The organism is Treponema bryantii (assembly GCF_036492245.1).
Lineage (GTDB): Bacteria > Spirochaetota > Spirochaetia > Treponematales > Treponemataceae > Treponema_D > Treponema_D bryantii_C.
Genome location: NZ_AP025286.1, coordinates 3,326,845 through 3,352,092, shown reverse-complemented (window position 1 = coordinate 3,352,092; position 25,248 = coordinate 3,326,845). Strand labels below are relative to the sequence as shown.

The window sequence follows — 25,248 nt, the reverse complement described above, 5'->3', positions numbered from 1 at the left end:
CCAGTCCGAGAAATTCGGGCTGGCCTTTGTTGTTTTATGGGTGCTTGAGGCCCCAGGGTGGGCTAAAGTTGACGATTCACAGGTTCTGGTGTTAACTTATTTATAGAGCATAGGAGGCTGACAATATGAAAGTAGCATTTTTTGATACACGTTCTTATGACAAGGCATCGTTTACAAAGGCCAATACAGACGGTGGCTTTAATTATGAAATAGATTTCCGTGATTTTAAGCTTAATGAAAATACTGCTTTGACCGCGCAGGGTTATGACGTAGTCTGTGTTTTTGTAAATGACGTGGTGAATGCAGACGTAATTGCTGAACTGAAAAAGTGCGGTGTAAAACTGATTGCTCTGCGTTGTGCAGGTTTTAATAATGTTGATTTAAAGGCGGCCAGTGCAGCAGGAATTAAAGTTGTAAGAGTTCCGGCTTATTCACCGTACGCGGTTGCTGAGCATGGGGCGGCACTGCTTTTGTCGCTTACCCGTCATATTCCTCAGGCTTATCTCAGGACAAAAACTGCAAATCTCAATATTGATGGACTTACAGGCCGTGATTTGCACGGGCTTACCGGTGGTATCCTGGGTACAGGAAAAATCGGTCAGATAATGGCTGGAATCCTGAAAGGCTTTGGTATGAAGATTATTGCTTATGATCCGTATCCAAATGAAAAGTGGGCGAGTGAAACTGGCGCTACTTACGTGAGCAAGGATGAAATCTTCCAGCAGAGTGATGTTTTGAGTCTTCACTGTCCGCTCACCGAAGAAACAAAGCACATCGTAAATCACGACACAATGAAAATGATGAAGCATGATGCAGTGATTATAAATACAGGCCGTGGCGCCTTGATAGACTCGAAGGCGCTTGTTCATGCGTTGAAGCACGGTCACATCGGCGGAATCGGTATGGACGTTTATGAAGAGGAAAGCAAATACTTCTTCAGCGACTGGTCTACAGATATTATGACAGATGATGTGCTTGCGCGTTTGCTCACCTTCCCGAATGTTATTATCACAGGCCATCAGGCTTTCCTTACAACAAACGCACTCAAAAATCTTGCAGATACAACGCTGGAAAATATCCGTGCATTTGCTGCAGGTGAAGAGCTTGTAAATGAGGTGAAATAAAAGATTACAACTAAAATTACAACTTTTTACATCTTGTTTTAGAATAGAACCAGTGGGATAATTGAGATAGTCAAAGGCAAGCCGGCCAAGCCTTTTAGGAGGTTTTATGATTATCGAATTTCTTTTATCTCTACTGGTTCTTTCTTTTACTGCGACAATTTGCAGCCTTTCAAGCGGCGGATATGTCTGGGAATTTTTAGAGCCAGTGCTCTTGTCTGGAATTATTGTAATTCTTGTTCTGATGATTTCGCTCAGCGGATACGGGAAAAGTTTTCTTAAGATTTTCTCTTCTCCCAAAAAAATCAAAGAAACAGATTTATCCGGTCTTAAGAAAATAGAAACAGTACTTACTTATTCCTTCAAGACATTAGCTTTGATTTGTATCTTTTTTATGTTTATTGCCGGAGTCTACTTTTATCTGAATTTCTATGATGCTCAGGCTCTTGGTCCAAACCTTGCAACAATGTTCTGTTCTCTATATTATCTGGCCTTTTTCGGAATGGTTATTTTTACCCTAAAAGGAAAGCTTAGAATCCGCATAATTAATTTTATGACAGAAGAAACAGAGCCTGAAGAAAAAATTGAACTTTCGAATAAGCAGAAAATCTTCCGTATTGTAAAAATCATAATTACAATTGCATTGATTGCTGGTCTTTATTATCTGATTGTTTACTCATGTACGGTAAATAATGTAGAAAGACAGTATTCTGTCACAACTTACTTAATTGATGCGCCGGGATTGATTTATATTTTTGTTACCAGCTTTTTGTTGCTCGCAATATCAGGGAATTTTAAGAAGTTTTTCAAGACTCTGAAATTTGCGGCCAAAAACACAAGGCTTTCTGTTTCACAAAAAGCAATTTCGTTGAATGCTATTCATACACTGCAGGTAATTCTTATTCTAGACGGAATAATGTGTTCTATTGGCGGTTATATGGCAACTATGGTTAATCTTGAAAATAAAGAATATCTTGGAATAAATATTCTTCTTGCAAGTTTGCCTATGATTTATAGCCTGATTATAAATCTGATTCTGCTTGCTGTGGGAAGTAAGATTTCGTTGCTCGGGGAATCGGAATAGCAGATGATAAAAGATTTAATTCTTGTGATTGCGGGAATTGTGATTTTCATGATTCCTGCATTTCTGCAAAAGAAAAAAGATTTCTCAAAAGCAGCAGTGTTGAGCGTAAGTTTTGTCACTGTAGTCAAGCTTGTGATTTTGATTTCTGCGATTGAGCGAAATCTCACAGCTGGCAGTGACGCCTATTCTGCTTACACGATAACAGCATTTTTGATGATGTTTTTTGTAAACTTCCGGCCTATGCTGTTTGGTATTTTAATTAAGCTACTTTTGATTCCGTTTGAGAAAAAGCAGACAGAAACTTCGGTCCCGCAGTCAAGCGAGACACCTGACCGTTTCGCCGTTCTTTCACCACGAGAAAAAGAAGTAGCACGCCTGGCCGCCCGCGGTTATTCCAACGCCCAGATTGCCGAAGAATTATTCATCAGCATAGAAACCGTAAAACGCCACATGTCCACAATCTTCGAAAAACTGCAAATCAAATCCCGTACCGAACTGAAAGAATAAAAGGCATAAAAAAAACCGTCCGAGATCTCGGACGGTTTTCTGTTTTACGGATGTTTCCGTTTATTAGCAAACTTCGCAGTTATCAGCTTTGTTAGTTGTAACCGGCTTGCCTGCTGCGAGGGCTTTCTGACCTGCGATTGTGAAGCACTTGCCACTTACGCGGTATTCGATTTTGCAGAAGTGGTCGATGTCGATTTTGGCTGGCTTTTCACCATTGTATTCGGCACCTTCGATCTGGATGATTGTTCCTGGAGCAGCCCATGGAGCTGTGAGGAGTTCAACCTTTTCTTTTCCGTCTTCTGTGTAGTCGCAGGCAAGGAGCATTCCGCGGCTTTCTACGCCCTTCATCTTTCTTGGAGCGAGGTTAGCAGCGATAATTACGTGCTGACCGAGAAGTTCATCTTCTGTGAGGTATGGGCGGAGACCGCTCTGAATAATGCGTTCTGTGCCTGTACCGTCATCCAAAGTTTCGATATAGAGCTTGTCGCCCTGTGGGTTTGTTTCAACCTTTGTGATTTTTGCAACGCGGAGCTCAATGTGCTCGTTGAAGTATTTTACAGGGTTTGTTTCAGCTTCTGATTTCTGATTGTTGCCTGCTGGAGCTTCGGTGGTTGAGCCTGTCGAAACCACCTTCTTGTCCTTTGCCTTTTCAGCTTCAGTTTTAGTATCAGCTGTAGCCATCAAAGTTTCGAGGTCGAGTTCTCCGGCTGCACAAGGAACTGTAATTCCCCAGTTCTCGAGAACCTGTGGGTGAACTTCACCAAATACACCAGCTGGCTGACCATCTACAATCAGCTGTGCCTGGCGTCCAGGGATGAAGCGTGGATCTTCGCTTTCAACAACCTTGTACTCGTGGTCGAGGAAGTAAACGAGGCTTGATACCTCAGATGCCAATGTATTGAAGTTAGCATTGCTAGCAGCTGTAAGGAAGCCGAGGTGCTGGCGTGTAATTGTTCCAGTGTTTTCATCTTCCTTAAGATATGCAACCTTACCGATTTCGAAAATCTTGTGAGGGTACATAGCGTTTGCTGAACCTGCTTCGGCACGGCAAAGAGAAGAAAGGATTTCTGGACGAATGAACTGATAGTTTTCACTCATAGGGTTAGCAATTTCGATAACTTTAGAACCATCAATCAGCATATTATCAATATAGTCTTTCTTAGAACCAACATAGTTGAAAATCATTTCCTGATAGCCAAGACCAACCATCAAAGTCTTTGCTTTGCGGCTGAACTCAGTAAGTGGAAGAAGACGACCAACAGTGAAGTCCTGTGGAGTGCGTGGCTCGAATGCAGCAACATTGCAGCCAATCATAACGTCTTCGATAATATCAACTTCGTGGAGGAAGTCGTTGCGGTAAGGAGCCGGGCTCAAAGTGATTTCTTCACCTTTAACTTCAACTGTGCTTCCCATGCGTGTAAGAGCATCAACAACCTTGTTCATATCAAAATTAGAACCAAGAAGTTTGTTGATTGCACCGAGAGTTGTCTTTGTAGTTGGCTGGAAGTAGTAAGGAACCATAATGTCCTTTCCAAGGCCTGTATCATAAGGATGCTTTACAAGAATAGGTTTGATTTCGTATCCCTGATCAGCAAAATCACATGCAACGATATTTGCAGAAAGGATGAGGTTTTCAATATTATCACCGGTGAGCTCAACCATAAGGTCCTTATCGCCAACCTGAACAGCACCAAGAGTAGCTGAGTTGATGATTGGAGCCATAGAAAGAACTTCGTCCTTAGCATCGCTCAAGAGTGGGAACTTCTTCATATCAGCGAGAATCCAGCCGAAGTCTTTTCCCTTTGGATGGTCAGTAAGAATCTGGCGGCAAGTCATTGGAGCGTCGCACTGAAGTGGAACAAACGAAGTCTTGTCAGGATCAACAGCGTGATACTTAACAGGGAACTTAATCTGGTCAACGCGGTAAACGCCCATAGAAATAGACTTACGTTTGCGTCCAAAGTTCCATGCCAGCTTTTCCTGAGTCTGGATGATGTCCTTAAGCATAGGATCATCAATTGCCTTACCGGTAATCATAAATGCAACCATGTAAGGGCGGATATCTTTAAGCTCTGGGTCAACTTCAACAATGCGGCCTTCATAGTCGCTGTTTCCGTGGTTAGCCATGAGCTTCATATAATCAACAGTTTTTCCGCCTTCGTGAAGTTTAATCTGGCGGGCAACACCGTTTGTAGACCAGAGGTCCGGACGGTTAGTATCATTCAATTCGATTTTTACAACGCGCTCGTTTTCAGGCTGGCTCATATCCGGCTTTTCGTCCAGCTCAGCCTTAGCGCAAGGAAGTACATCTTCCAAAGCATCATAAGTGTATTTTTTTCCGATAGCATCAAAAAACAGTTTTTCGTTACATTCGATTTTAGGCATTTTTTTCCTCGAGAAATTTTAATGTTTAATTATAGAAGAATTTCGAGAGATATTCAATTATGGGGGAAAGTCTTTCCCTCGCTTCAAACGCCTTCGGTGTTTTCCGCTACCCCTTCTAACGGGGGACACCCCCGTAACGCCCCCGGCTTACATCTCGCGCATATTAAAATCTTTATCTGCATCGATCATAGCTAGCATGATTTTTGCATAAACAGGATCGAACTGAGTTCCAATACCTTCTTCGATTTCGCGGCGGGCTTTTTCCTGCGAGAGAGTTTTACGGTAGCTGCGGTTACTTGTCATAGCGTCATAGGCATCTGCTACAGCAATAATGCGGCCAATGTCTAAAATGGCTTCTTCAGCTAATCCAGTAGGATATCCTGTTCCATCATAACGTTCATGATGATAATAAGCACCGTCGGAAATGTGTGGAGTCTGAGTGATATTCGAAAGAATCTGCTTTCCAATTACAGGATGAGTTTTAATTTTATCATATTCTTCCTGAGTAAGTTTATCCTGCTTATTGATAATCACATTAGGAATACCGATTTTACCAACATCATGCAAAAGGCCGGCAATATAAATGTCACGGCATTCAGTTTCACTTTTTCCAGACAAACGGGCTATCTCTCTTGAGTATTCTGCAACACGGATTGAGTGACCATGAGTATATTTATCTTTAGCATCAATTGCAGTCGCAAGAGCCTTAGCAGTTTCTTCCGTCATTCGGGTGAGAGCCGAAATATTATCAGCGATAGAATTTTCCATTTGGAATACTGACTTTGCCAGAGTTCCAAGCTCATCACGATTTGTAATTTCAAGCAGTTCGTTATTTGGATTACCATTGAATGTTGAGAATCGATTTGTTTCATTTGTAATCATCATAATAGGTTTAATAAAACGATGATTAAAATAGAAAGAGAAAACAACAATAAAAAAGATACCAAAAATTAAAGCAGTAATAATAACAAAACGAACAAAAGACTGTCGGGCATCAACGAATTCCTGAATACTTTTATTTACACCAATTACTGCAACTATTTTTCCTGCAGAATCATAAACTGGAAGTTGGGCGGTAATGTGAGAGCCACTGCGAGTTTTAATAGTATGGCGGGTAATAGTTGCGCCCTCTTCAAAAACACGTTTGGTAGATGCATTATAATTTGGTTCAAAATAATCTTCTTCATATCCAAGAGGATAAGGTTCCCAGTGTGTTACTTTGCCACAAGGATCATAAAAATAGAAAATGTGAGTGTAATCTGGAGCTTTAACAGCAGAAACGTAAATTACATTTAATTCAAACTGATCACAAAAATTCTTCAGACTATTGAATACGGAATAATAATTTTCATCAGGTTCTTTTGTTTGAAGATATTTAGGAAAATCTTCGGGATTCAGAGTTTCTCGTGCAGCCCTGCAAATTTCCTGAATACTAGTATCATATTGTTCGCGGAACTGTTGATTAAAAGAAAAATAACTTACTGTAAATACAAGAGAACATAAAATGAAATCTGTAAGAACAATGAAAAGAATTATTGTTTTTGTAATTTTAGGGAAATGTTTTTTCGTCATCGATTATATTATAAACTAAAATTTCAAAAACACATAATGTATTTTTATGACATATTTCTGTTATAATATGATTATGGGGAAACAATTAAAAAAGCTTGGATTAAGGCCGCTGGACATTTTAATAATTCTTATTTTAATCATATGTGGAATACTGCTGACTATACGCGGAGCCAGACATAAAGGTTCGAAGATTTGCGTAAATGCCAATGGAACACATTACGAATATTCTGCATCACAAAATGGAATTTACACTGTAGAGGGCGAACTTGGTCCAACTACTTTTGAAATTAAAAACGGCTTGGTAAGGATAACAGATTCTCCGTGTCCAAATAAAACCTGCATCACTCAGGGCTGGCATAATCCGCTGGTATGTCTACCGAATAAAATAATTATCACAGTTGAAAGCGAGGACGAGTTAGATGCAATCAGTGAATAAAAAACTAAATTTTGAAACCCGACAAAAAATTGCATACCTCGCTGCTTTGACACTTATGTTCTCTTATGCAGAGCTGCTTATACCGCGTATTTTTCCTTACTTTCGCCTTGGTCTGGGAAATGCTGCTTTACTGATGGGACTCGAACTTTCCTTTCCGGCATTTATGCTTTTGGGTGTAGTAAAAACAGTTTGTGCCAATCTGATGGCCGGTACTCTTTTTTCTCCTTTTTTTCTTGTGTCTTTTGCACAGAGTATTGCAAGTGTACTGGTGATGTTTTGTCTGAGCAGGATGATTCGTCAAAGAAGAATTCTGAGTCTTTACGGTATTTCTGTTCTCGGTTCTGCCGTAAGTGCTGTAGTTCAGATAAGTCTTACTTCGCTGTATCTTGGTCAGGGTACCTGGAGTTTGCTTGGTCCAATGCTGATTTTTAATGTTATCAGTGGTGTGATTACAGCATGGCTGGCGGTAGTGCTGGAGAATGCAGTAGGTGAATCTGTGGGAGCCAATGCAGAAGACGGGGAGTTGAAAACTTCTACGGTAGATTCGGCAGACTCAAATAATGAAAGGAAAGTATTTAATATTGTATTGCTAATTGTTTTGATTACGGCGAGCGCCTCGGTATTTTTTATTAAGAACACTTATGTTTTGTGCGGATTTCTTTTGATTGCTTTTGTTTCACAAAAACTCAGCGGGCGAAAGATTTTACTTCTTCCACATATTTCTCTGTGGCTCTTTGTTCTTATTACTTCCGTGCTGGTTCCAAATGGCCATGTATTATTTAAGGTTCTGGGATTTTCAATAACACATGGTGCATTGGTTAGTGGCATTCAAAAGGCTCTCCGGCTTTCAACAGTAACTGCATTCAGTCAGTGTGCAGTTTGTATTCAGCCTGGAGAAAAAAGTCTTCTGGGGCTTACATTAAAATATTACAAACTAATGGTAGTTAGTTTTGTAAATACATCAGGTTCAATCTTTACAAAACTTCGAACTGCGCTTGTCTTTAATAAGAATTAACAGTTCGGAACTATTCTTCCTGAACAGTTCGTAGTTTATAATATTCTCCTCGTTTTGCCATAAGTTCGTCATGTGTGCCCTGCTCGGCAATTCCGTGATCTGTTACAACAGCAATCTTGTCTGCATTCTTGATTGTTGAAAGGCGGTGTGCAATTACGAGTGTTGTACGGCCTTTTGACAGTTCATCAAATGAATGCTGAATTTTAATTTCAGTTGCAGTATCGAGGGCGGAAGTTGCTTCGTCGAGAATAAGGATTGGTGGATTTTTAAGGAAGCAGCGTGCAATGGAAACGCGCTGTTTCTGGCCGCCGCTGAGTTTGATTCCGCGTTCACCGACAATTGTGTCGTAGCCGTTTGGCATTTTCATTATATCGTCGTGGATTTCTGCACGGCGCGCAGCCTGTTCAATTTCTGCATCGGTTGCAGTTGGTTTTCCATAGGCAATATTTTCACGGATTGTGCCGGCGAATAAAAAGACATCCTGCTGGACAATTCCAATCTGTGAACGGAGGGAACTCTTTTTAATTTTCTTGATGTCGATGCCGTCGAGGCTTATTTCACCGCCGGTAATTTCATAAAAGCGTGGAATGAGGTTGCAGAGGGTGGACTTGCCGCCGCCGCTGGCACCTACCAGGGCAAACTTTTCACCGGAGCGGATGTCGAGGTTTACACCAGAAAGAACAGGGTAATCTGCAGTATAAGAAAAATCAACATTTTTAAAATTGATGTTTCCACGTGCAGAGAGAATCTCAACAGCATCTGGTGAATCAGCTGGTTCTGGTTCTGTACGCATAATTTCAAGGAAGCGATGGAAACCTGCCATTCCGTTTGTGTACTGTTCAACAAGAAAGTTCAGTTTACCAATTGGCGCTCTAAAGGCTGCTACAAAAAGATTTGCAGCAACCAAATCTGGAAGAGTCATTTTTCCTTTAATAATGAAATATCCGCCTGCTCCCAGCACAACCAGTGACAACAGATTATTACAGAATTCAATATTTGAGAAAAAAGTTGCCATGTATTTATAGCGCCATTTTTTTGCATCACTAAACTGCTTATTAAATCCGGCAAAACGTTTGCGTTCAAACTCTTCGTTGTTAAAGCCTTTTGTTACACGAATCCCAGAAATGCTGGATTCCAGTCCGGCGTTTACTTCGGCGGTAATTTCTTTTACTTTTTTAGAAGTTTTCGAAAGATTTCTACGCGAAACAATTCCAATTGCAATCATTACTGGAAGTACAATTACAACAATAATAGCAAGCTCCCAGCGAATATGAAGCATCATTACAAAAGCACCAATCAGATTGAGCATTGCGATTGTAAAATCTTCCGGCCCGTGATGAGCAAGCTCTGTAATTTCAAAAAGATCAGTTGTCGCACGCGACATGATTTTTCCGGTGCGGTTAGTATCATAAAAACTGAAAGGCAGCTTTTCCAGATGATCAAAAACATCCCGCCTCATATCTTGTTCAACACGTGTTCCAAAAACGTGTCCCCAGTAAGCAACAAACCAGTTACAGCCTTTATGCAGGCAAAAACCAACAAGCAGTACAGCCACAAGAATCAAAAAGGTTTTCAGTTCATGATTCGGAATCAGGGTATTCAGTGCATACCGTGAAAACATTGGAAATGCAATATCAATGGCTGCCATAAAAACAGCACATGTCATATCAGCTGCAAAGAGGGGCCAGTGTGGTTTGTAGTAAGAGAAAAAAATCTTAAGCGGGTGTTTTGAAAAGTCCATATATTTCTTCCAGATTATAAGTTTTTATTTAAGAGCAATTTTATCCAATTTTTTAATTCATGTCTTCATTACACTTTGTTCAAGAGGTAACAATATGAGTAAAGAACTTTTTGAAAAATTTAACAGCGGCTGTCTGCGTTTGCCGAACGGTGAAATTGATTTCAGTAAAATCAACTGGAACAAGCATCCGACTTTTGAAGGTGTTGAGCTTAAGCACATCATTACATCAAAAGATACTGGCGGAGACTTCAGTTATCATCTGGTTAGAATTGCGCCAAATAAAAGCATTAAGAATCACATTCACGAAACTCAGCTGGAAACTCATGAGGTTATTGCGGGTTACGGTGAGTGTGTAAATAATGGGAAGAGTCTTGGTTATGAGCCGGGCGTGATTTCGATTATGCCGGCAAAGGTACCGCACGAAGTTAATGCTGGTCCGGAAGGTCTTTATCTTTTTGCGAAGTTTTTTCCGGCTTTGTGCTAGTATTTTCTGATGGGCTTGAGGCTTCCTTGTACTCTTTGGGAGTCATACCCACAATTTTTTGAAAGCATCTGTCGAGGTGACTTTGATCGCAAAAGCCTGCATCATAAGTTACCTCGCAGACGCTTTTTTCTTCTTCCAGCAGCTTCTGTGCTTTACGCACCTTGCACTGAATCTGAAACTGATGTGGTGTGAGTCCATACAATTTTTTGAATTTCCTGATTAAATGAAACGGACTGATGTTTGTGTCCTGTGCCATTTCTTCAATGAGATAAAGATTTTCGGGTTGATCAAGAATTGAATCTTTGAGTTCTACAAGTGATGTGTCGTCTGATTTATTGTCGGAGTTGTCCGGTTTTGGTGACGATACACGCACGCAGGTAACCAGCATCGAATAGCCTTTGTCATCAACAGGCTTAATCTCATGAAGAACATCCGGTGGAATCTGAAACTCATCTCCTTCGCCAAAAACTTTTGAAGCGCCGTTCATCACAATGCAAACTTTTCCCGCTTCAACAATTCCAAGAGTGAGGTGTTCGGCATGAGTGTGTGGTGGGTAAGCCTTTGTCCAGTTTTTATAATGAACGCATTCAATGTCGTCATTTTTTGTGCGGTACGAAATTTCGTTCATCATATATTCCCCGGGAAAACAAATTCGAGATTTTCTTTTGCGACTTCGACGAGGCGCATTATTGTGGTGACTGGTGTGGGCTCGCGGTCTGTGAGTTTGAAGGCTGGAAAAAATCTTGTGATATGAAGAGGGATTTTTTTATTCAGCTGATTTTCGAGTTGAGCGAGCCAGGCGGAGAGTTCGCGCATTTCTTCTTCGCTGTCGTTTTCATCAGGGATGATTAGTGTTGTGAGTTCTACGTGGCAGGAAGCTGCGGCGGTCTGGATGAAGTCTTTCACCATCTGGAAATCTCCGTCGAGAAAGTCTTTGTAAAAGTTGCTGGTGAATGCCTTGAGGTCTATGTTCATTGCGTCGATGTATGGGGAGATTTCGTTCAGCACTTTCTGGGTAGCAGTTCCGTTTGTCACAAGGACATTTTGCATGCCCGCTTCATTTGAAAGTTTTGCTGTGTCGCGAATAAACTCGTAGCCTATGAGGGGTTCGTTGTAGGTGAAGGCTAGACCTATGTTTCCGCGGGGGCGGAGGTCTGAAGCTATCTTCACAATTTCTTCAGGCGCATAATATTCCGCTTTGTCTTTATATTCAAAGGCTTTCTGCGACCAGGAAATACTGTAGTTCTGACAGAAAGGACAGCGAAGATTACAGCCGTATGAGCCAAGAGACAAAATCTGCGAACCTGGATGAAACATTTTGAGAGGCTTTTTTTCTATCGGATCAAGAGCAATGGATGTGAGTCTGCCATAATTAGCGGCAACAACTTTTCCATCACGACAGGTACGTGCACCACAAAATCCTGTTGAGTCTTCTTCAATTTTACACTGCCTGAAGCATACATCACAAATTGCCATATTTACTGCTCCGTGCGCTAATAATGGCGCACAACCTCAAAGCGGAATAAATCAACTTTCTCGTCAGGAGCAATACCTCCTTTTCGTCTTGCAATTGAAATCTGCTGTTCAACAGTATCAACACCATCGAGGTCAGGAAGTAAAAGACCGCGCTTGTAACCGCTCTGAACGATTACGCCATATTTTTTTACGTCGAGCTCTGCCGGTGAACTGATTTTTTCAGCTTCGCCTAATACATCAACATTTATATCAAGATATTTTAATTCATCTTCTGTAACAGGCTGGAAGCGTGGATCTTTTGAAACTGCGCTAACAGCGTTTTGAATTATCTCCTGCGCGAGATTTTCTTGTGTAGAAGCGATAGTGCCGATGCAGCCACGTAGGGCTCCAAACTTGTGGATGGAAACAAAAGCACCTGCACGGACATTCAAAAGCTCCGGAACCACATCATCCGGCAGCGGCATCACATCTCCATTCTTCACAAAATATTCCGCCGAGGCCCGGGCCAGCTTCACATACGCATCAGACTTCTGGCTTTTTTCCACCAGTTCATTTTCAACCAGCTTTAATCTCGCATCAAGAAAATGCCTGTCTTCATCATTACTCTTTGGAATAAATGAACAGATTCCATAACCAACGCCAGTTACATCCTCGTGAGAATATTGAGTTGCTTCAACAGCACGACCATCCAGCGCGCCCGCCATAATCACAAATGACTTATGTCCGCACTCCGCCGCCTTCTCGCAGAAGTTTTCCTCAAAATCAAAAAGCTCTCCAAAGCGGCCGCCCGAACAAACCTCCATAATACGCTTATCATAAACAGGTCCTTCTTCTGCAAAACCGTAAGGTCCGTAATCCTGCAGCTTGTGAGACAAATCACCGCTCGCAACATAGACAACACGGCGGTCCAGAGACTCAATCGCATCCTTAATCATCATGCCATATTCATAATGCTTCAAAAGGTCGTAGCCCGAAAGCCCCGTGCGCACGAGTTTAAAATCCTTGTATTTTTTCGTAATAAACCAGAGAGGAACCATAGTGCCGTGATCAAGTTCCGGCCGTTTTTCGCCAAGGGTTCCGGCAGGAAAGTTCGATGCCTCGGCTCTCGCGTTCAGCAGATTCACAAGTTCTTCATCATAATCAACATCAAATTTTACCTGAGGTGCGCCAAAATCAGCAAAGGAACCTCTGGCCCCACCCCCCGGCGAAATATGAAAATAATCAGAATACATTATGCTGTGAGGACTCGAAATAATAATGGTCTCAGGCTTAAGAGCTGCAATTTCATCAGCAACTTTCTCATAAGCCTTAATCGTTTTCTCAACCTGATTTTCACTTCCCCGTCCAACCTCTGGCACAATCATCGGCGGATGCGGCACCATAAACGCAGCAATAATCGACATGTGTGGCCTCCTGATTTTCTTAATTGCAAACTGTTTTATATTATCATAGCATGAAATTTCAATTTTAGAAAAAAACTCTATTCGTTCAAAGATTCACGTTATTCGCGGACAGCAGGTGATTTACATCATAAAAAAACGCCAGCTCCAACCGAAGTCAGAACTGGCGTTCATTGTCACCCTGAACCCTTCACAGCATAGCTGTTCGGAGACTCGCTAAAAACAGCCCACTGGACTGTTTTTGCCCTGCCTTGCAGGGCCGCTCCCTATGTTTCAGGGTCTATGACGGGTTTTATTATTTAATCAAGCTGTGATATTCCTGGAGGCTCTTAACTCCACCTTCACCACCGTTACCGTTCTTTACAGACTCGATACCCTTAACCGCTGCAAGCGCTCCGGCAATTGTTGTGATGTAAGAAACCTTGTATTTCAAACAAGCCTTGCGGATTGTCTTGCGGTCTTCGGCGTAGTTGCGCTTTGCTTTTGGTGTGTTGATTACCAGGCAAACTTCCTTGTTCATAATCATATCTACTACGTCTGGGCGGCCGGCACCAATCTTGTTTACAACATCGCACTTGATTCCGTTTGCGTTGTAGAAGTCTGCTGTGCCCTGGGTTCCAACTAGTGTAAAGCCCAGATTCTTCAAAGTCTTTCCAATTTCGAGAACCTGATCCTTCTGGCCTTCTTTGTTGCTGAGGGAAATAAGAACCTTCTTGTTTTCCCAGGCAGCCGGTGCGTGTGGAAGTTCGCTTCCTGCAGCTTCCTGTGACTTGTAGAATGCCAGTGGGAAGTTTTCAGCAAGACCAAGAACTTCACCAGTAGAACGCATTTCTGGTCCAAGGATTGGGTCAACTCCAGGGAAGCGAGCCCATGGAAGAACTGCTTCTTTTGCTCCGTAGTAAGGAATCTTCTTGTCTTTGAGGCCGAGTGATTCGAGTGATTCACCAAGCATCATACGAGTTGCAAGGCGGGCCATCTGTGTGTCACAAACCTTTGATACGAGAGGAACTGTACGAGAAGCACGTGGGTTAGCTTCAATTACATAAACCTTTCCGTTTTCAATTGCGTACTGCATGTTCATCAAACCGCAAACGTGGAGGCTTTCAGCAATCTTCTTTGTATATTCTTTGATTGTTGCAAGGTTGTCAGCCGGAATCGAAACCGGAGGAATTACACAAGCTGAGTCACCAGAGTGAATACCCGCAAGCTCAACGTGCTCCATAACAGCAGGGATGTAAACGTGAGTTGAATCAGCCAAAGCATCAGCTTCGCACTCAAGCGCATTCTTCAAGAAGCGATCAATCAAAAGTGGGCGGTCAGGAGTTACACCAACAGCCTTTTCAACGTATTCCTTCAAAGTAGCTTCGTCATAGATTACTTCCATTCCGCGTCCACCAAGAACGAATGAAGGACGAATCATGATTGGGTAACCAATCTTATCAGCGCAAGCCTTTGCTTCATTGAAGTCAATTGCCATTCCGCTTTCTGGCATTGGGATTTCCAGTTTTTCCATCATGTGGCGGAAGAGGTCGCGGTCTTCGGCGATGTCGATAGAGTCGATGCTTGTACCAAGAATATTTACACCGTTTTCCTGAAGTTCGCGTGCAATATTAAGTGGAGTCTGTCCACCAAACTGAACGATAACTCCGAATGGCTTTTCCTTTTCGTAAATCTGAAGAACGTCTTCTGTTGTAACTGGCTCGAAGTAAAGTTTATCAGAAGTATCATAGTCAGTAGAAACAGTTTCCGGGTTACAGTTTACGATGATTGTTTCGTAACCAAGTTCTTTCAACTGCATAGCCGCATGACAGCAGCAGTAGTCAAATTCAATACCCTGACCAATTCTGTTAGGACCACCACCCAAAATCATAATCTTCTTCTTGTTGTCTGTTGCAACAGAAGTGTCTTTTTCTGCATTGTAAGTTGAGTAGTAGTAGCAGGCATTTTCAACACCGGAAACCGGAACACGGAGCCATGCTTCTTTAATACCAAGCTCGTTGCGTCTCTTGCGGATATCTTTTTCTGCAACCTTAAGGATTTTAGAAAGATATTTGTCGCTGAAACCGTCTTTCTTAGCCTGAATAAGAAGCTTGTCTTCCGGAACACGTCCAGGGTTCTTAAGCATTTCCTCTTCCAAATCAACAAGCTCTTTCATCTGCTGGAGGAAGAACTCTTTAACGTATGTGATTTCAGAAAGTTTAGAAAGTGGAACACCCTTACGGATTGCTTCATAAAGCTGGAAGTAGCGCTCGCTGCTCTGAACCTTAAGCATTTCGCATAATTCATCAGCTGATTTTTTATTGAAGTCTTTTGCAAAACCAAGACCGCTGCGGCCATTTTCAAGACCACGAATAGCCTTCTGGAAAGTTTCCTTAAAGTTTTTACCGATGGCCATAACTTCACCAACGGCCTTCATTGATGTACCAAGTTCATCCTTTGTACCGCGGAACTTTTCAAAAGCCCAGCGTGCAAACTTAAGAACAACGTAATCTCCATCAGGAGCGCCGCCCAAAGTATATTTTTCAAGAGTGCCGTCACGCCAGTAAGGAATCTCGTCCAGAGTCAAACCGCTGGCAAGTTTTGCAGAAATCAGCGCGATAGGGAAGCCAGTTGCCTTTGAAGCAAGTGCAGAAGAACGAGAAGTACGTGGGTTAATCTCAATAATAACAACGCGACCAGTCTTAGGATTGTGAGCAAACTGAACGTTTGTACCACCGATAACACCGATGTTCTCAACAATCTTAAATGCCATTTCCTGGAGCTTCTTTTCCAGATCCTTGTCGATAGTCATAAAAGGAGCGGCACAGAAAGAGTCACCAGTGTGAACACCAACGGCGTCAATATTTTCGATAGTACAGATTGCAACCATCTGATTCTTAGAGTCGCGAACAACTTCAACTTCAAGCTCTTCCCAACCAAGAATAGACTCTTCAATCAAACACTGGTGAGTCATAGAAAGATCCAGACCGTTTGCAACAATAGTGCGAAGCTCTTCAACATTGTAGCAGAAACCGCCACCCTGACCGCCCATAGTATAAGCAGGTCTAACAACCAGTGGGAAGCCGATTTCTTCAGCAATTTTTTCAGCACCTTCAACAGTGTGACAGATTCCCGAGCGAGGAGTGTCAATACCAAGCGACTTCATAGTCTCCTTGAAAATCTCACGGTCTTCACCACGCTCAATAGCATCCAGGTTTACACCAATTACTTTTACACCGTATTTATCAAGAACGCCGGCCTTGTTCAATTCCATAGCCATGTTCAAACCGGTCTGACCACCAAGGTTAGGCAAAAGTGCATCAGGACGTTCCTTTTCAATAATCTGAGAAAGACGCTCAACGTTCAGCGGCTCAATGTAAGTAGCGTCCGCCATAACCGGGTCAGTCATAATAGTAGCCGGGTTAGAGTTTACAAGTACAATCTTGTAGCCAAGTTCGCGCAAAGCCTTACAAGCCTGAGTTCCCGAATAGTCAAACTCACATGCCTGACCAATAACAATCGGGCCCGAACCAATAATCAAAACCTTTTTGATGTCTTCTCGTTTCATAATCTATTTACTCCTATAAAATGCAATGTAAATTCGCTTGAGCGAAAAAAAAGGCGGAATTCAAAAGAATTCCGCCTTAGAAATCACCAAATAAAAATAGTATGAACAGTGTTTTTAATCTTGAGAATATTCATGTCAAAACACGCTTCAGTTTTCATACTGAGAGTATATATTATCAAAGTTTTCAAGATTATTCTAGTAGTTATATAATTTCAAATAGAATTTATGTAACTATATTAAATTATTTAAGTTATATTTAATTCCATCAAAATATTGGCCATGACCTAATTACAGTCCAATTATTTGGAATTCCGTTATTTCCCCTTTGCCATTTCAAAAGAGTATTGAGAGAGATAATAAAAGTTCCACTGGATGAAACACCTTCTACCCAAGAATTAGTACAATCCTTGGCAGAAATATCTGTAGCCAGACATTCTATATAATTAAGGTTTTTACATCCCTTAAACATATATTGGTAACACCCATTAGAAAGAGTTTTTGCAGGAAGGATAGGTGGATTCGTTAATGATGAACATCCTTTGAACATTGAGTCATAACAAAACGGATTAAGAGTTGTTGCAGGAAGTGAAGGAGCTTTTGTAAGTGAGGTGCAAGCATAAAATAATCCAATATAGCAATAACTTGTAAGTGTTTCCGCCGGTAAAAGAAGCTGTTTGGAATGATGGTTTTTGATATGATTATTATGCTCGAAAAGATATGCAAATGTATATGAATTATGCAGTATTTTGTATTTTGGATTCCATGTGTATGATGTTATATCAAAAGTTACAAGACTCATTATGTTTCCATATAGATAGCAGTCTGAAGTTGAGTTTATATTCATAGTTTTACTATATGTATTTTCAGATTTTTCGGCATAGAAGCAAATTTTATCACCTTTCTTAACTGTTATAGTAAATGGTGAGTTATTTATTGCTGATATATAAACTACATTTTCTCCGTTCACTGAATACATAAGTGTACTCCATGGATTTATTATTTTAATTGTACCATCTTCTATAAATTCCAGAGTTAAAGGATCTTCGTCATATTCTGGAACTTTGGTTTCTATGTTTTTTATTGTCCAGCCATTTGGAATTCCATTATTACCAGTTGGCCATACTGCATTGGTTACCTTAACAAAAGTACCGCTGACTGGAACATCATATACCCAATCTTTTGTACATTCAGATGCAGAAATATCTGTAGCCAGACATTGTATAAAATTAAGATTTTTACATCCCTTAAACATTTCTTCGTAACAATTTTTTGAGAGTGTATCTGCAGGTAGATATGGTGCATTTGTTAGTGAAGTACAGTTTTCAAACATAGATCGATAACAGCTATCAGTAAGAGTGGTTGCTGGAAGTTTAGGCGCAGTTGTTAATGACCTGCAGGCAAAGAACATACTTGCATAGCACCTTTCTTCTAGTTGTGTAGCGGGAAGAACAGGAGCTTTCTTTAAAGAGGTACAGTATATGAACATATCTCGATAGCAAGCCCAGTCAAGAGTTTTAGCAGGAAGTTCAGGAGCTTCTGTTAAAGAGTAGCAATCGCCAAACATACTATCGTAACATTCACTGGCTAGCGTTGTAGCGGGAAGTTTTGGAGCTGTTGTTAATGATCGGCAAAGATAGAACATACACTCGTAGCATGCGGTATCAAGATGTTGAGCTGGAAGCTCTGGAGCAGTCGTTAAAGCGATACATCCAAAGAACATGCTCATGTAGCAATGTTTATAAAGCCAAGTGGCTGGAAGCTTTTTTGGTACATTTATTAAAGATTCACAGTAATAGAACATAGCGGCATAGCAAGCTTCTGCAAGGCTTGTGGCAGGAAGTTCAGGAGCAGTTGTAAGGGATGTACAGGATTCGAACATTCTACAATAACAATTGTCTTTAAGATTGTTTGCAGGTAAACAGATTTGCTTTGAAGAATGATTTTTAATATGTTTATTCTCACGAAAAAGTTCACAAAAAGTATATGATTCACGCAGATATTTATAATTTGGATCCCAATTGCCTGTATTTGTATCAAAAGTAACAAGACTCATTATGTTTCCATATAGATAACAGTCTGAAGTTGAGTCTATATTCATAGTTTTACTATATGTATTTTCAGATTTTACTGCATAGAAGCAAATTTTATCACCCTGAGACATTTTTATAGTACAAACAGATGGATTATTTGGATCTACAGCTGCAATAATATTTCCATCATTTTTTTTGTATCTAAGTGTACTCCATGGGTTTGTTATGGTAATTTTTCCATCCCGTGCGAATTCAAGAGTAAGCGGTTCATTTAATTCTGCAGAAGTTACTGCTCTTGAACTTTCAGAAGAGATAGAGTTTCCAGTTTCTACTAATTCCGGGTTATCATTCTTTAAAGATTCTATCTCGTCTAAAGCTGATGAACAGGAATTGACAACGAATGCCATAGTTAGCAAAAGTACAACTACGGCGACTTTTAATAAATTTTTCACTTTTTTCCTCCTAGTGAAGTATTTTGTAATAAAACTATTATAGCATGTAATTTAGATTTTCAGATAAGTAATTTGTGGATGTGTAAAAAAATTACCCGGGACCGTGAGTGATCTCGGGTAGGTTGGTTATAAACGATAAAGGAGGTTTTCGTTTATTAAGACTTTTATAAATAACTCTCTCTCCGACTTCCGCAAGTCTATATATTACCAGGGTCATTCTGGCCGAAATAGTCCTTTTATTTTCAGTCGATGGCCCTATTTTATTACATCGAAAGCACAGAATCAGCACATAAAATAAAAAAAAATAGCACCAAATCAGCACAAATTTATGTTTTTTTTAAAAAGCATGTTATAATGATACTCCAGTTATGATAATTAAAGATTTAATAGAAAAGTATAACGAAAAGTATGGAATATCTTATATTGATTTGGCAGATGCTGGTGAATCAAACAGAATTATTGTTCATATTGCAAGTGCATGTTTGTTTGGGTTTGCACTATTTTGTATAGGTTTGTATTCTATCAAATTTTATTCTGAATTATCTAAGCATATAAATTCATTTATCTATTATATAGTTATGCTTATTACAAGTTCCTATGCTTTTTTTGCGAGCAAACAGAAAAAAGAGCAGGAACGAAAAAAATCCTATCTTAATAAAACTATTTCTTTTTATGTTCTCATGTATATTTTATTTGCAAATGCAGTTTTTACAGTAATTGTAGGCGCATATTTTAACGGCTTTATAGTTTTTTGTATGACTGCAGTTATAGCGGTATGTACTTGTTCTTTTTCTCCAATGCTTTTTCTTTTAGGTATGGTAATCACTATTGGGGTTATGACTCCTTATTTATATAAAGCTTTTGGAGCAGGTGGTTATGCTAATTCTCTTATCATGGTGGGACTTTTGTTCTTCCTTTCTCTTTATAAACGTCGTGTAGAGAAAAAACATCTTCTGTTTCTTAAAAAACAGAAACAGAATCTTGAAGCAAAAACATTCGGAAATTTTACGCTGATATATGAAAACAAGGTTGTGAAGTTTTCACGCACCAAAAGTGATGAGTTAATGGGCTATCTGATTTATAAAAAGGGTAGTTCAGTAAAGACTAAAGAATTGATTTCTGTTTTGTGGGGCGAGCGTGCAGATTCAGCCCGTTATGGAAGCAGTTTCCGAAATCTGATAGTAGATATTAAACATACTTTAAATGAACTTGAGATTCAGAACTTTTTTATTGCAGAATATAATAACTTCCGAATAAATCCGGAAGTTATCAAATGCGATTATTATGATTTTCTTGATGGACAACCTTCTGCCATTAAAAGTTTTGCCGGGGAGTTTATGAGCCAGTTCAGCTGGGCCGAAGAGGCTGTCGGTTTTCTGGAGCAGAAGGCTCTTAAGAAAAATTAAAGTGCCTTTGCAATGTAAGCGTCAATTTTTGCAGGTGTATCAGTTGGGGCAAAACGCTTCAAAACAGTACCATCTTTAGAGATCAAAAATTTAGTAAAATTCCATTTTATTTTTGATGTACAGAAACCGCGCTTTTTGCTCTTAAGGTATGTGTAGAGAGGATCTTCATTTTTTCCGTTTACATCAATTTTTGCAAACTGAGGGAAAGTGATTCCAAAGCGACCAGTACAGAAAGTGTGAATTGCGTCATCACTTCCAGGAGCTTGATTCATAAACTGATTACAAGGGAAATCAAGAATCTCAAATCCCTTATCCTTGTATTTGTTATACAATTCCTGCAAACCTGTATACTGAGGTGTAAAACCACAGCCTGTTGCAGTATTTACAATCAAAAGAACTTTGCCTTCATAGTCTTTAAGGCTGGTTTCTTTTCCATCTCTTGTTTTTACAGAAAAATCGTATAAAGTCATAAAATACCTCACAAACACAAAATAAATTGTGCACAATCTAATTTCATAATCAATATAACGTAAAAAAAAACGTTTGTCAACTAAATTGTGTGCAATTTAATCAACAAACGCTTTAAAATTTTTCTGAATTAAATTATTTCAGGAAAACTATTCAGATTCTGTAACTTCAGTAACTTCTGGTTCTTCGGTTTCAGCTTCTGCCTCTGGAGCAGGAACTTCTTCAACTGGAACTTCAATTGTATATCCTGAATCCGGCTTAATTTTAACTGCATAACCAGAAACTACAGTTTTAACAAAGGTTGTTTTATAACTTGTTTCAACTGTTGTATTTGATTTAAGGAAGACAATTGCATCAGCCTGATTATGTTTTGCAGTCTGAATCATCTTATATTCAGCAAGGGCTGCAGAACGTTCAAATACATTCATCTTGATGTTTGCACGCTTACCGATAAATCCGTAATCTCCAGAATCATTAATAAACTTTACCTGAACATTCTGTGGTTCAAGAGAAAACTCATTTTTAATCAGTTTAGCATATTCCTCATTAGTCATAGATAAGTTGCTTGCTCCTGTAACTTCACCAAGAACAATGTAACGACCAGAAGACAATTCACCAGACTCAATCAAAGGAAATTCACTTAAATTACCAAAAGAAGTTGTTGCACAAGAAGCGAAAAGCAGACAACAAACTCCAGCCAAAGCAAAAAGTATTTTTTTCATAAAAATCCCCCATTTAAAAACACTTAATTTATCATAGTACAAATTATTCTTCAAAACAAGCAAAGATTTAATAAAAATACTGTTGTCACTTGATTATTTCAATTTAATTGTATACAATCAAAAATTATGAGTGAAAATGGAAATATGAATTTTGATGCACTGGCATTGGATAATCAGTTGTGCTTTGCACTTTATGTATGCTCAAAGGAAATTATCAGAAAATATACCCCGTTGCTTGAACCTCTTGGGCTGACTTATACTTCGTACATCACTTTGCTTAGCCTCTGGGAAAAGGATAATGTTACAGTCAAAGAACTTGGAGAAAGACTCTTTCTTGATTCTGGTACTCTTACTCCGCTTCTTAAGAAAATGGAAGGTCAGGGACTTGTTACACGTACTCGCGGTGGAAAAGATGAACGCACCGTTTACATTCAGCTTACTGACCAGGGGAGAGGCATGAAAGAAAAATGTGTAAATGTTCCGCAGCAGATGATGTGTCAGAACATTTTAGACATGGATAAAGCCGGTCCTTTACTCAAAACCCTCCATCAGATAATGCATAATATGATGGAAAAGGAAGAAGAATAACCCTATAGTCCGGTTCTGCATTTTGTAAGACCGGACAATCTGAATTTGATAAATCCATCCTTGTATGTTAAAATTATAATGTTGTATTAAAAGTGAGAGGGGACGAGGATATCTAATGGATTTTCAGAAGTTTGTTGATGGTTTTCATTCGATGACCTGTGTTGTATCGGTTGAAAAACTTCCAGACGGAAAATGGGGCGAAATCAGACTTGTAGCAGGAAATAAAGCTTATATTGACTCAATAGAAAATATTCCTGACGCCCCTAAAATGCTCACTAACAAATTTATCCCCAACAGTTTATATCAGAATTATATTCCTAAAGACACAAACTTTGAATTATTTTGCTATAGCAGTGCGGTTCTAAAAAAGCCAATGCATTCCTATGTTCATCCTGAACGTTTTGATTTCTGGTTCAATCTTTTTTCACTTCCAATCGATTATGAAGACGGTAATCTCTGTTACTGTACTTATACCCAGGAACTTACACATGAAGCAGAATCTTCTAAAATGTCTAACGTTTCGCAGGGTATAGCAGCCGAAGTTTTAAATACCTGTATAAAGCTTCGCGGAACTTCTGATTTCAAAGAAACGATGAAGGATGTTATTAAGGATATCCGCGAAATTTGTGGTGCTGCTTATTGTGGTATTTTGAATATTGACGGGCTTTCCAGTAAATGTTCAATGCTGGGTGAAGATATTTCCTCAGATTTTGTTGATTATAATCCAGGCTGGTTTACTGAAGATTTTTATGAAATTGTCAGAACCTGGGATGATATTATTGGAGGAAGTAACTGTTTCATTTTTGAAAATGAACAGGATATGGAATATATAAAGGAAAAGAATCCTCTCTGGTATGATTCCCTGGTAAAAGCTCACGTTCAAAGTCTTGTTCTCTTTCCATTAAAATCTGGTTTTGAACTTTTAGGATATATATGGGCAACAAACTTTGATACAGATAAAACCCTGCATATAAAAGAAACTCTTGAGCTCACAACTTATTTTATTGCGTCAGAAATTTCCAGTTATCAGATGTTCGATAAATTCAAAATTCTCAGTACTGTTGATTTACTTACTGGCGTTCTGAACAGAAATGAAATGAACAATCGGGTAATGCAGTTGAGTATTGATAATCGTCCCGGAAGAGAAAACATTGGAATTGTATTTGCAGATTTGAATGGTCTTAAGCAGATGAATGATAATGAAGGACATTCAGCCGGCGATAAATTGATAAAAGATGCCGCAAAAGTTCTGAAACATATTTTCCCGGATAAAGAAATTTACCGTGCTGGCGGTGATGAGTTTATGGTGCTTTTAAGAGGTACCAGCATGTCAGAGCTTGAAGATTATTCACGCCAGATGAAGGCTGTAGCAGAAGAAACAGAAACTGTAAGTTTTGCTATAGGCCTTTGTGTTGAAGAAGACAGCCAGAGTATTTATGATGCAATGAGAAAAGCTGACATAAATATGTATGAGGATAAAAAAGCTTTTTACGAAGCTCATCCGGAACGAAAAAGACGTTAGAGTTCTTCGAACTTCTTTTTCATTGTCGGGTTATTGCGTGTCAGTTTTTTGATTGTAAGATCTTCCAGTTTATTATTTGCCAGACGCAGATTATTATCCGACTTCTCAAACAAATCCTTTATTTTCTGAAGAGTCTTAATTGCCTTATCAATTTCTTCTATTGCAGAAGAATGCTGGCGCATTGCAAGATCAACATTGTTCAGGAATTTATCCTTAAACAGATTAAGGTCACTTTCAAAGTTTGTAATATCAATATTCTGATTTTTGATTTGTGCGATTTCTCTTTTATATTCCAGACTGTTTAAAGCAGCATTGCGCAGAATTGTGATTATCTGAATAAAGAACTGAGGACGGATAACGTACATCTTAGGGTATTTGTAAGAAACGTCCACAATTCCTGTATTGTAATAATCATTGTCTTCTTCGAGCATGGAAACTAAAACAGCGTATTCGCATTTTTTTTCTGTGCGGTCTTTATCGAGTTCCTTAAAGAAGTCTTCGTTCTTATGTTTTGTTGCAGTTTCATCTGCCTGATTTTTCATTTCAAACATGATGGAGATGAATTCAATTTTATCTTCACCTTCGCCGCTGAAGTCGCGGAAAATAAAATCGCCCTTACTGCCGCTTGATTTTGAAACTTCGTTGTCTTTTTCAAAATAAGCGTTCTGAAAACCAATGGCGCGGTTTTTATTGAACTCTGCAAGACAGAACTGTTCGAGGTCTTCACCAATCTGCTTGGTAGATTCCTTTGCCTTGAAGTCTTTATAAAATGCAATTGTTTCGTCTTTTGCTTTGAGCTGTGCTGTGTACTGATCTTTAAGAGCATTTTCGCGGAGTTGAGCTTCGCTCTGTTCAATTTTTAGTTTGCTTTGGAGGTCCTGAATCTGGCTTTCTTTTTCCTGGAGTGCGGTTCTTACTTCCAGTTCAGTTTTTGATTTATTTGCTTCGATTGCGCTGCGAAGCTGTGTAATTTCCTGTTCCTTTTGAGAAAGGGCGATCTTAAGTTCAGCAGCTGATTTATCCTTCATGTTGTTAAGTTCATTGTTTCGTACTTCAAGCTGATTTTTGAGGGCTGCAATTTGATTGTCTTTTTCTGAATTAGCTTTTGAAACAGCAAGTTCAACAGCCATCTTTTTCTCTGAATCCATTGCAGATTTCTGGCGCTGCAGTTCATCATTAAATTCGCGGGTGCGAACCTGTTTTACAATTTCTGCATAACCTGCTTCATCAATCTGAAAAACTTCACCACATTTTGGACATTTAATTTCTTGCATTTTTTGACCTCTGATTTT

At 39.6% G+C, this 25,248-nt stretch carries 20 protein-coding genes; 9 read left to right on the top strand and 11 right to left on the bottom strand.

Annotated features, from left to right (window positions below; genetic code table 11):
• Positions 1 to 125: 125 nt before the first annotated feature.
• The 3 genes from AABJ44_RS14600 to AABJ44_RS14590 all read left to right on the top strand — a co-directional run bounded on the left by AABJ44_RS14600 (position 126) and on the right by AABJ44_RS14590 (position 2,712).
• Positions 126 to 1,124: a 2-hydroxyacid dehydrogenase gene (locus AABJ44_RS14600; RefSeq protein ID WP_338369752.1), complete on the top strand. Its 999-nt coding sequence runs from the start codon at positions 126 to 128 to the stop codon at positions 1,122 to 1,124.
• A 106-nt stretch (positions 1,125 to 1,230) separates the two neighbouring features.
• Positions 1,231 to 2,205 carry a hypothetical protein gene (locus AABJ44_RS14595; protein WP_338369751.1) on the top strand — a complete coding sequence of 325 codons (975 nt, stop codon included), beginning with the start codon at positions 1,231 to 1,233 and terminating at the stop codon, positions 2,203 to 2,205.
• 3 nt (positions 2,206 to 2,208) lie between these two features.
• Positions 2,209 to 2,712 carry a response regulator transcription factor gene (locus tag AABJ44_RS14590; RefSeq protein ID WP_338369750.1) on the top strand — a complete coding sequence of 168 codons (504 nt, stop codon included), beginning with the start codon at positions 2,209 to 2,211 and terminating at the stop codon, positions 2,710 to 2,712.
• Between the two features lie 63 nt (positions 2,713 to 2,775).
• On the opposite strand, the gene pheT is transcribed toward AABJ44_RS14590, so the two are convergent.
• Positions 2,776 to 5,097 (bottom strand): phenylalanine--tRNA ligase subunit beta, encoded by a 2,322-nt coding sequence (gene pheT / locus AABJ44_RS14585; protein WP_338369749.1) that lies wholly within the window; start codon positions 5,095 to 5,097, stop codon positions 2,776 to 2,778.
• Between the two features lie 147 nt (positions 5,098 to 5,244).
• Complete coding sequence (locus tag AABJ44_RS14580; protein WP_338369748.1) at positions 5,245 to 6,669, bottom strand: HD domain-containing phosphohydrolase; 1,425 nt, start codon at positions 6,667 to 6,669, stop codon at positions 5,245 to 5,247.
• A gap of 73 nt (positions 6,670 to 6,742) precedes the next feature.
• On the opposite strand from AABJ44_RS14580, the gene AABJ44_RS14575 reads away from it, so the two are divergent.
• Both AABJ44_RS14575 and AABJ44_RS14570 read left to right on the top strand, forming a co-directional pair.
• On the top strand, positions 6,743 to 7,105 hold the full coding sequence (locus AABJ44_RS14575) for a NusG domain II-containing protein (RefSeq protein WP_338369747.1): 363 nt from the start codon (positions 6,743 to 6,745) through the stop codon (positions 7,103 to 7,105).
• Positions 7,089 to 8,120 (top strand): Gx transporter family protein, encoded by a 1,032-nt coding sequence (locus tag AABJ44_RS14570; RefSeq protein WP_338369746.1) that lies wholly within the window; start codon positions 7,089 to 7,091, stop codon positions 8,118 to 8,120. Before AABJ44_RS14575 ends, AABJ44_RS14570 begins: the two co-directional genes overlap by 17 nt.
• 10 nt (positions 8,121 to 8,130) lie before the next feature.
• On the opposite strand, the gene AABJ44_RS14565 is transcribed toward AABJ44_RS14570, so the two are convergent.
• Positions 8,131 to 9,861 (bottom strand): ABC transporter ATP-binding protein, encoded by a 1,731-nt coding sequence (locus tag AABJ44_RS14565; RefSeq protein WP_338369745.1) that lies wholly within the window; start codon positions 9,859 to 9,861, stop codon positions 8,131 to 8,133.
• Positions 9,862 to 9,955: 94 nt separating this feature from the next.
• Between AABJ44_RS14565 and AABJ44_RS14560 the strand changes: the two genes are divergently transcribed.
• The gene (locus AABJ44_RS14560) at positions 9,956 to 10,345 is read left to right on the top strand and encodes a cupin domain-containing protein (RefSeq protein WP_338369744.1); all 390 of its coding nucleotides are present in this window, start codon (positions 9,956 to 9,958) and stop codon (positions 10,343 to 10,345) included.
• Here the strand turns inward: AABJ44_RS14560 and AABJ44_RS14555 are convergent.
• The 5 genes from AABJ44_RS14555 to AABJ44_RS14535 form a co-directional block, all read right to left on the bottom strand.
• Positions 10,287 to 10,976, bottom strand: coding sequence for a helix-turn-helix domain-containing protein (locus tag AABJ44_RS14555; RefSeq protein ID WP_338369743.1), 690 nt, complete (start codon positions 10,974 to 10,976; stop codon positions 10,287 to 10,289). The genes AABJ44_RS14560 and AABJ44_RS14555 overlap by 59 nt on opposite strands.
• Entirely contained in the window at positions 10,973 to 11,821 is an 849-nt protein-coding gene (gene amrS / locus AABJ44_RS14550; protein WP_338369742.1) for an AmmeMemoRadiSam system radical SAM enzyme, read from the bottom strand. The genes AABJ44_RS14555 and amrS overlap by 4 nt, the downstream gene beginning before the upstream one ends.
• 17 nt (positions 11,822 to 11,838) lie before the next feature.
• Positions 11,839 to 13,224, bottom strand: coding sequence for an AmmeMemoRadiSam system protein A (gene amrA / locus AABJ44_RS14545; RefSeq protein ID WP_338369741.1), 1,386 nt, complete (start codon positions 13,222 to 13,224; stop codon positions 11,839 to 11,841).
• A 292-nt stretch (positions 13,225 to 13,516) separates the two neighbouring features.
• Positions 13,517 to 16,768: a carbamoyl-phosphate synthase large subunit gene (gene carB / locus AABJ44_RS14540; RefSeq protein WP_338369740.1), complete on the bottom strand. Its 3,252-nt coding sequence runs from the start codon at positions 16,766 to 16,768 to the stop codon at positions 13,517 to 13,519.
• A 265-nt stretch (positions 16,769 to 17,033) separates the two neighbouring features.
• Complete coding sequence (locus tag AABJ44_RS14535; protein WP_338369739.1) at positions 17,034 to 19,250, bottom strand: hypothetical protein; 2,217 nt, start codon at positions 19,248 to 19,250, stop codon at positions 17,034 to 17,036.
• A 368-nt stretch (positions 19,251 to 19,618) separates the two neighbouring features.
• Between AABJ44_RS14535 and AABJ44_RS14530 the strand changes: the two genes are divergently transcribed.
• Positions 19,619 to 20,656, top strand: a complete 1,038-nt coding sequence (locus tag AABJ44_RS14530; protein WP_338369738.1) for a hypothetical protein — start codon at positions 19,619 to 19,621, stop codon at positions 20,654 to 20,656.
• Here the strand turns inward: AABJ44_RS14530 and AABJ44_RS14525 are convergent.
• Both AABJ44_RS14525 and AABJ44_RS14520 read right to left on the bottom strand, forming a co-directional pair.
• The gene (locus tag AABJ44_RS14525; protein ID WP_074645698.1) at positions 20,653 to 21,126 is read right to left on the bottom strand and encodes a glutathione peroxidase; all 474 of its coding nucleotides are present in this window, start codon (positions 21,124 to 21,126) and stop codon (positions 20,653 to 20,655) included. The two genes, AABJ44_RS14530 and AABJ44_RS14525, sit on opposite strands and share 4 nt — an antisense overlap.
• Before the next feature lie 147 nt (positions 21,127 to 21,273).
• Entirely contained in the window at positions 21,274 to 21,846 is a 573-nt protein-coding gene (locus AABJ44_RS14520; protein WP_338369737.1) for a hypothetical protein, read from the bottom strand.
• A gap of 126 nt (positions 21,847 to 21,972) precedes the next feature.
• Between AABJ44_RS14520 and AABJ44_RS14515 the strand changes: the two genes are divergently transcribed.
• Positions 21,973 to 22,434: a MarR family winged helix-turn-helix transcriptional regulator gene (locus tag AABJ44_RS14515; protein WP_218141070.1), complete on the top strand. Its 462-nt coding sequence runs from the start codon at positions 21,973 to 21,975 to the stop codon at positions 22,432 to 22,434.
• Positions 22,435 to 22,549: 115 nt separating this feature from the next.
• Positions 22,550 to 23,956, top strand: coding sequence for a GGDEF domain-containing protein (locus AABJ44_RS14510; protein ID WP_338369736.1), 1,407 nt, complete (start codon positions 22,550 to 22,552; stop codon positions 23,954 to 23,956).
• On the opposite strand, the gene AABJ44_RS14505 is transcribed toward AABJ44_RS14510, so the two are convergent.
• Positions 23,953 to 25,230 carry a DUF2130 domain-containing protein gene (locus AABJ44_RS14505; protein WP_074645707.1) on the bottom strand — a complete coding sequence of 426 codons (1,278 nt, stop codon included), beginning with the start codon at positions 25,228 to 25,230 and terminating at the stop codon, positions 23,953 to 23,955. The genes AABJ44_RS14510 and AABJ44_RS14505 overlap by 4 nt on opposite strands.
• Positions 25,231 to 25,248 lie beyond the last annotated feature (18 nt).

Coding starts and splice junctions, on each gene's coding strand:
- AABJ44_RS14600 (WP_338369752.1), top strand. CDS start 126: ATGAAAGTAGCATTTTTTGATACACGTTCTTATGACAAGGCATCGTTT.
- AABJ44_RS14595 (WP_338369751.1), top strand. CDS start 1,231: ATGATTATCGAATTTCTTTTATCTCTACTGGTTCTTTCTTTTACTGCG.
- AABJ44_RS14590 (WP_338369750.1), top strand. CDS start 2,209: ATGATAAAAGATTTAATTCTTGTGATTGCGGGAATTGTGATTTTCATG.
- pheT (WP_338369749.1), bottom strand. CDS start 5,097: ATGCCTAAAATCGAATGTAACGAAAAACTGTTTTTTGATGCTATCGGA.
- AABJ44_RS14580 (WP_338369748.1), bottom strand. CDS start 6,669: ATGACGAAAAAACATTTCCCTAAAATTACAAAAACAATAATTCTTTTC.
- AABJ44_RS14575 (WP_338369747.1), top strand. CDS start 6,743: ATGGGGAAACAATTAAAAAAGCTTGGATTAAGGCCGCTGGACATTTTA.
- AABJ44_RS14570 (WP_338369746.1), top strand. CDS start 7,089: ATGCAATCAGTGAATAAAAAACTAAATTTTGAAACCCGACAAAAAATT.
- AABJ44_RS14565 (WP_338369745.1), bottom strand. CDS start 9,861: ATGGACTTTTCAAAACACCCGCTTAAGATTTTTTTCTCTTACTACAAA.
- AABJ44_RS14560 (WP_338369744.1), top strand. CDS start 9,956: ATGAGTAAAGAACTTTTTGAAAAATTTAACAGCGGCTGTCTGCGTTTG.
- AABJ44_RS14555 (WP_338369743.1), bottom strand. CDS start 10,976: ATGATGAACGAAATTTCGTACCGCACAAAAAATGACGACATTGAATGC.
- amrS (WP_338369742.1), bottom strand. CDS start 11,821: ATGGCAATTTGTGATGTATGCTTCAGGCAGTGTAAAATTGAAGAAGAC.
- amrA (WP_338369741.1), bottom strand. CDS start 13,224: ATGTCGATTATTGCTGCGTTTATGGTGCCGCATCCGCCGATGATTGTG.
- carB (WP_338369740.1), bottom strand. CDS start 16,768: ATGAAACGAGAAGACATCAAAAAGGTTTTGATTATTGGTTCGGGCCCG.
- AABJ44_RS14530 (WP_338369738.1), top strand. CDS start 19,619: ATGATAATTAAAGATTTAATAGAAAAGTATAACGAAAAGTATGGAATA.
- AABJ44_RS14525 (WP_074645698.1), bottom strand. CDS start 21,126: ATGACTTTATACGATTTTTCTGTAAAAACAAGAGATGGAAAAGAAACC.
- AABJ44_RS14520 (WP_338369737.1), bottom strand. CDS start 21,846: ATGAAAAAAATACTTTTTGCTTTGGCTGGAGTTTGTTGTCTGCTTTTC.
- AABJ44_RS14515 (WP_218141070.1), top strand. CDS start 21,973: ATGAGTGAAAATGGAAATATGAATTTTGATGCACTGGCATTGGATAAT.
- AABJ44_RS14510 (WP_338369736.1), top strand. CDS start 22,550: ATGGATTTTCAGAAGTTTGTTGATGGTTTTCATTCGATGACCTGTGTT.
- AABJ44_RS14505 (WP_074645707.1), bottom strand. CDS start 25,230: ATGCAAGAAATTAAATGTCCAAAATGTGGTGAAGTTTTTCAGATTGAT.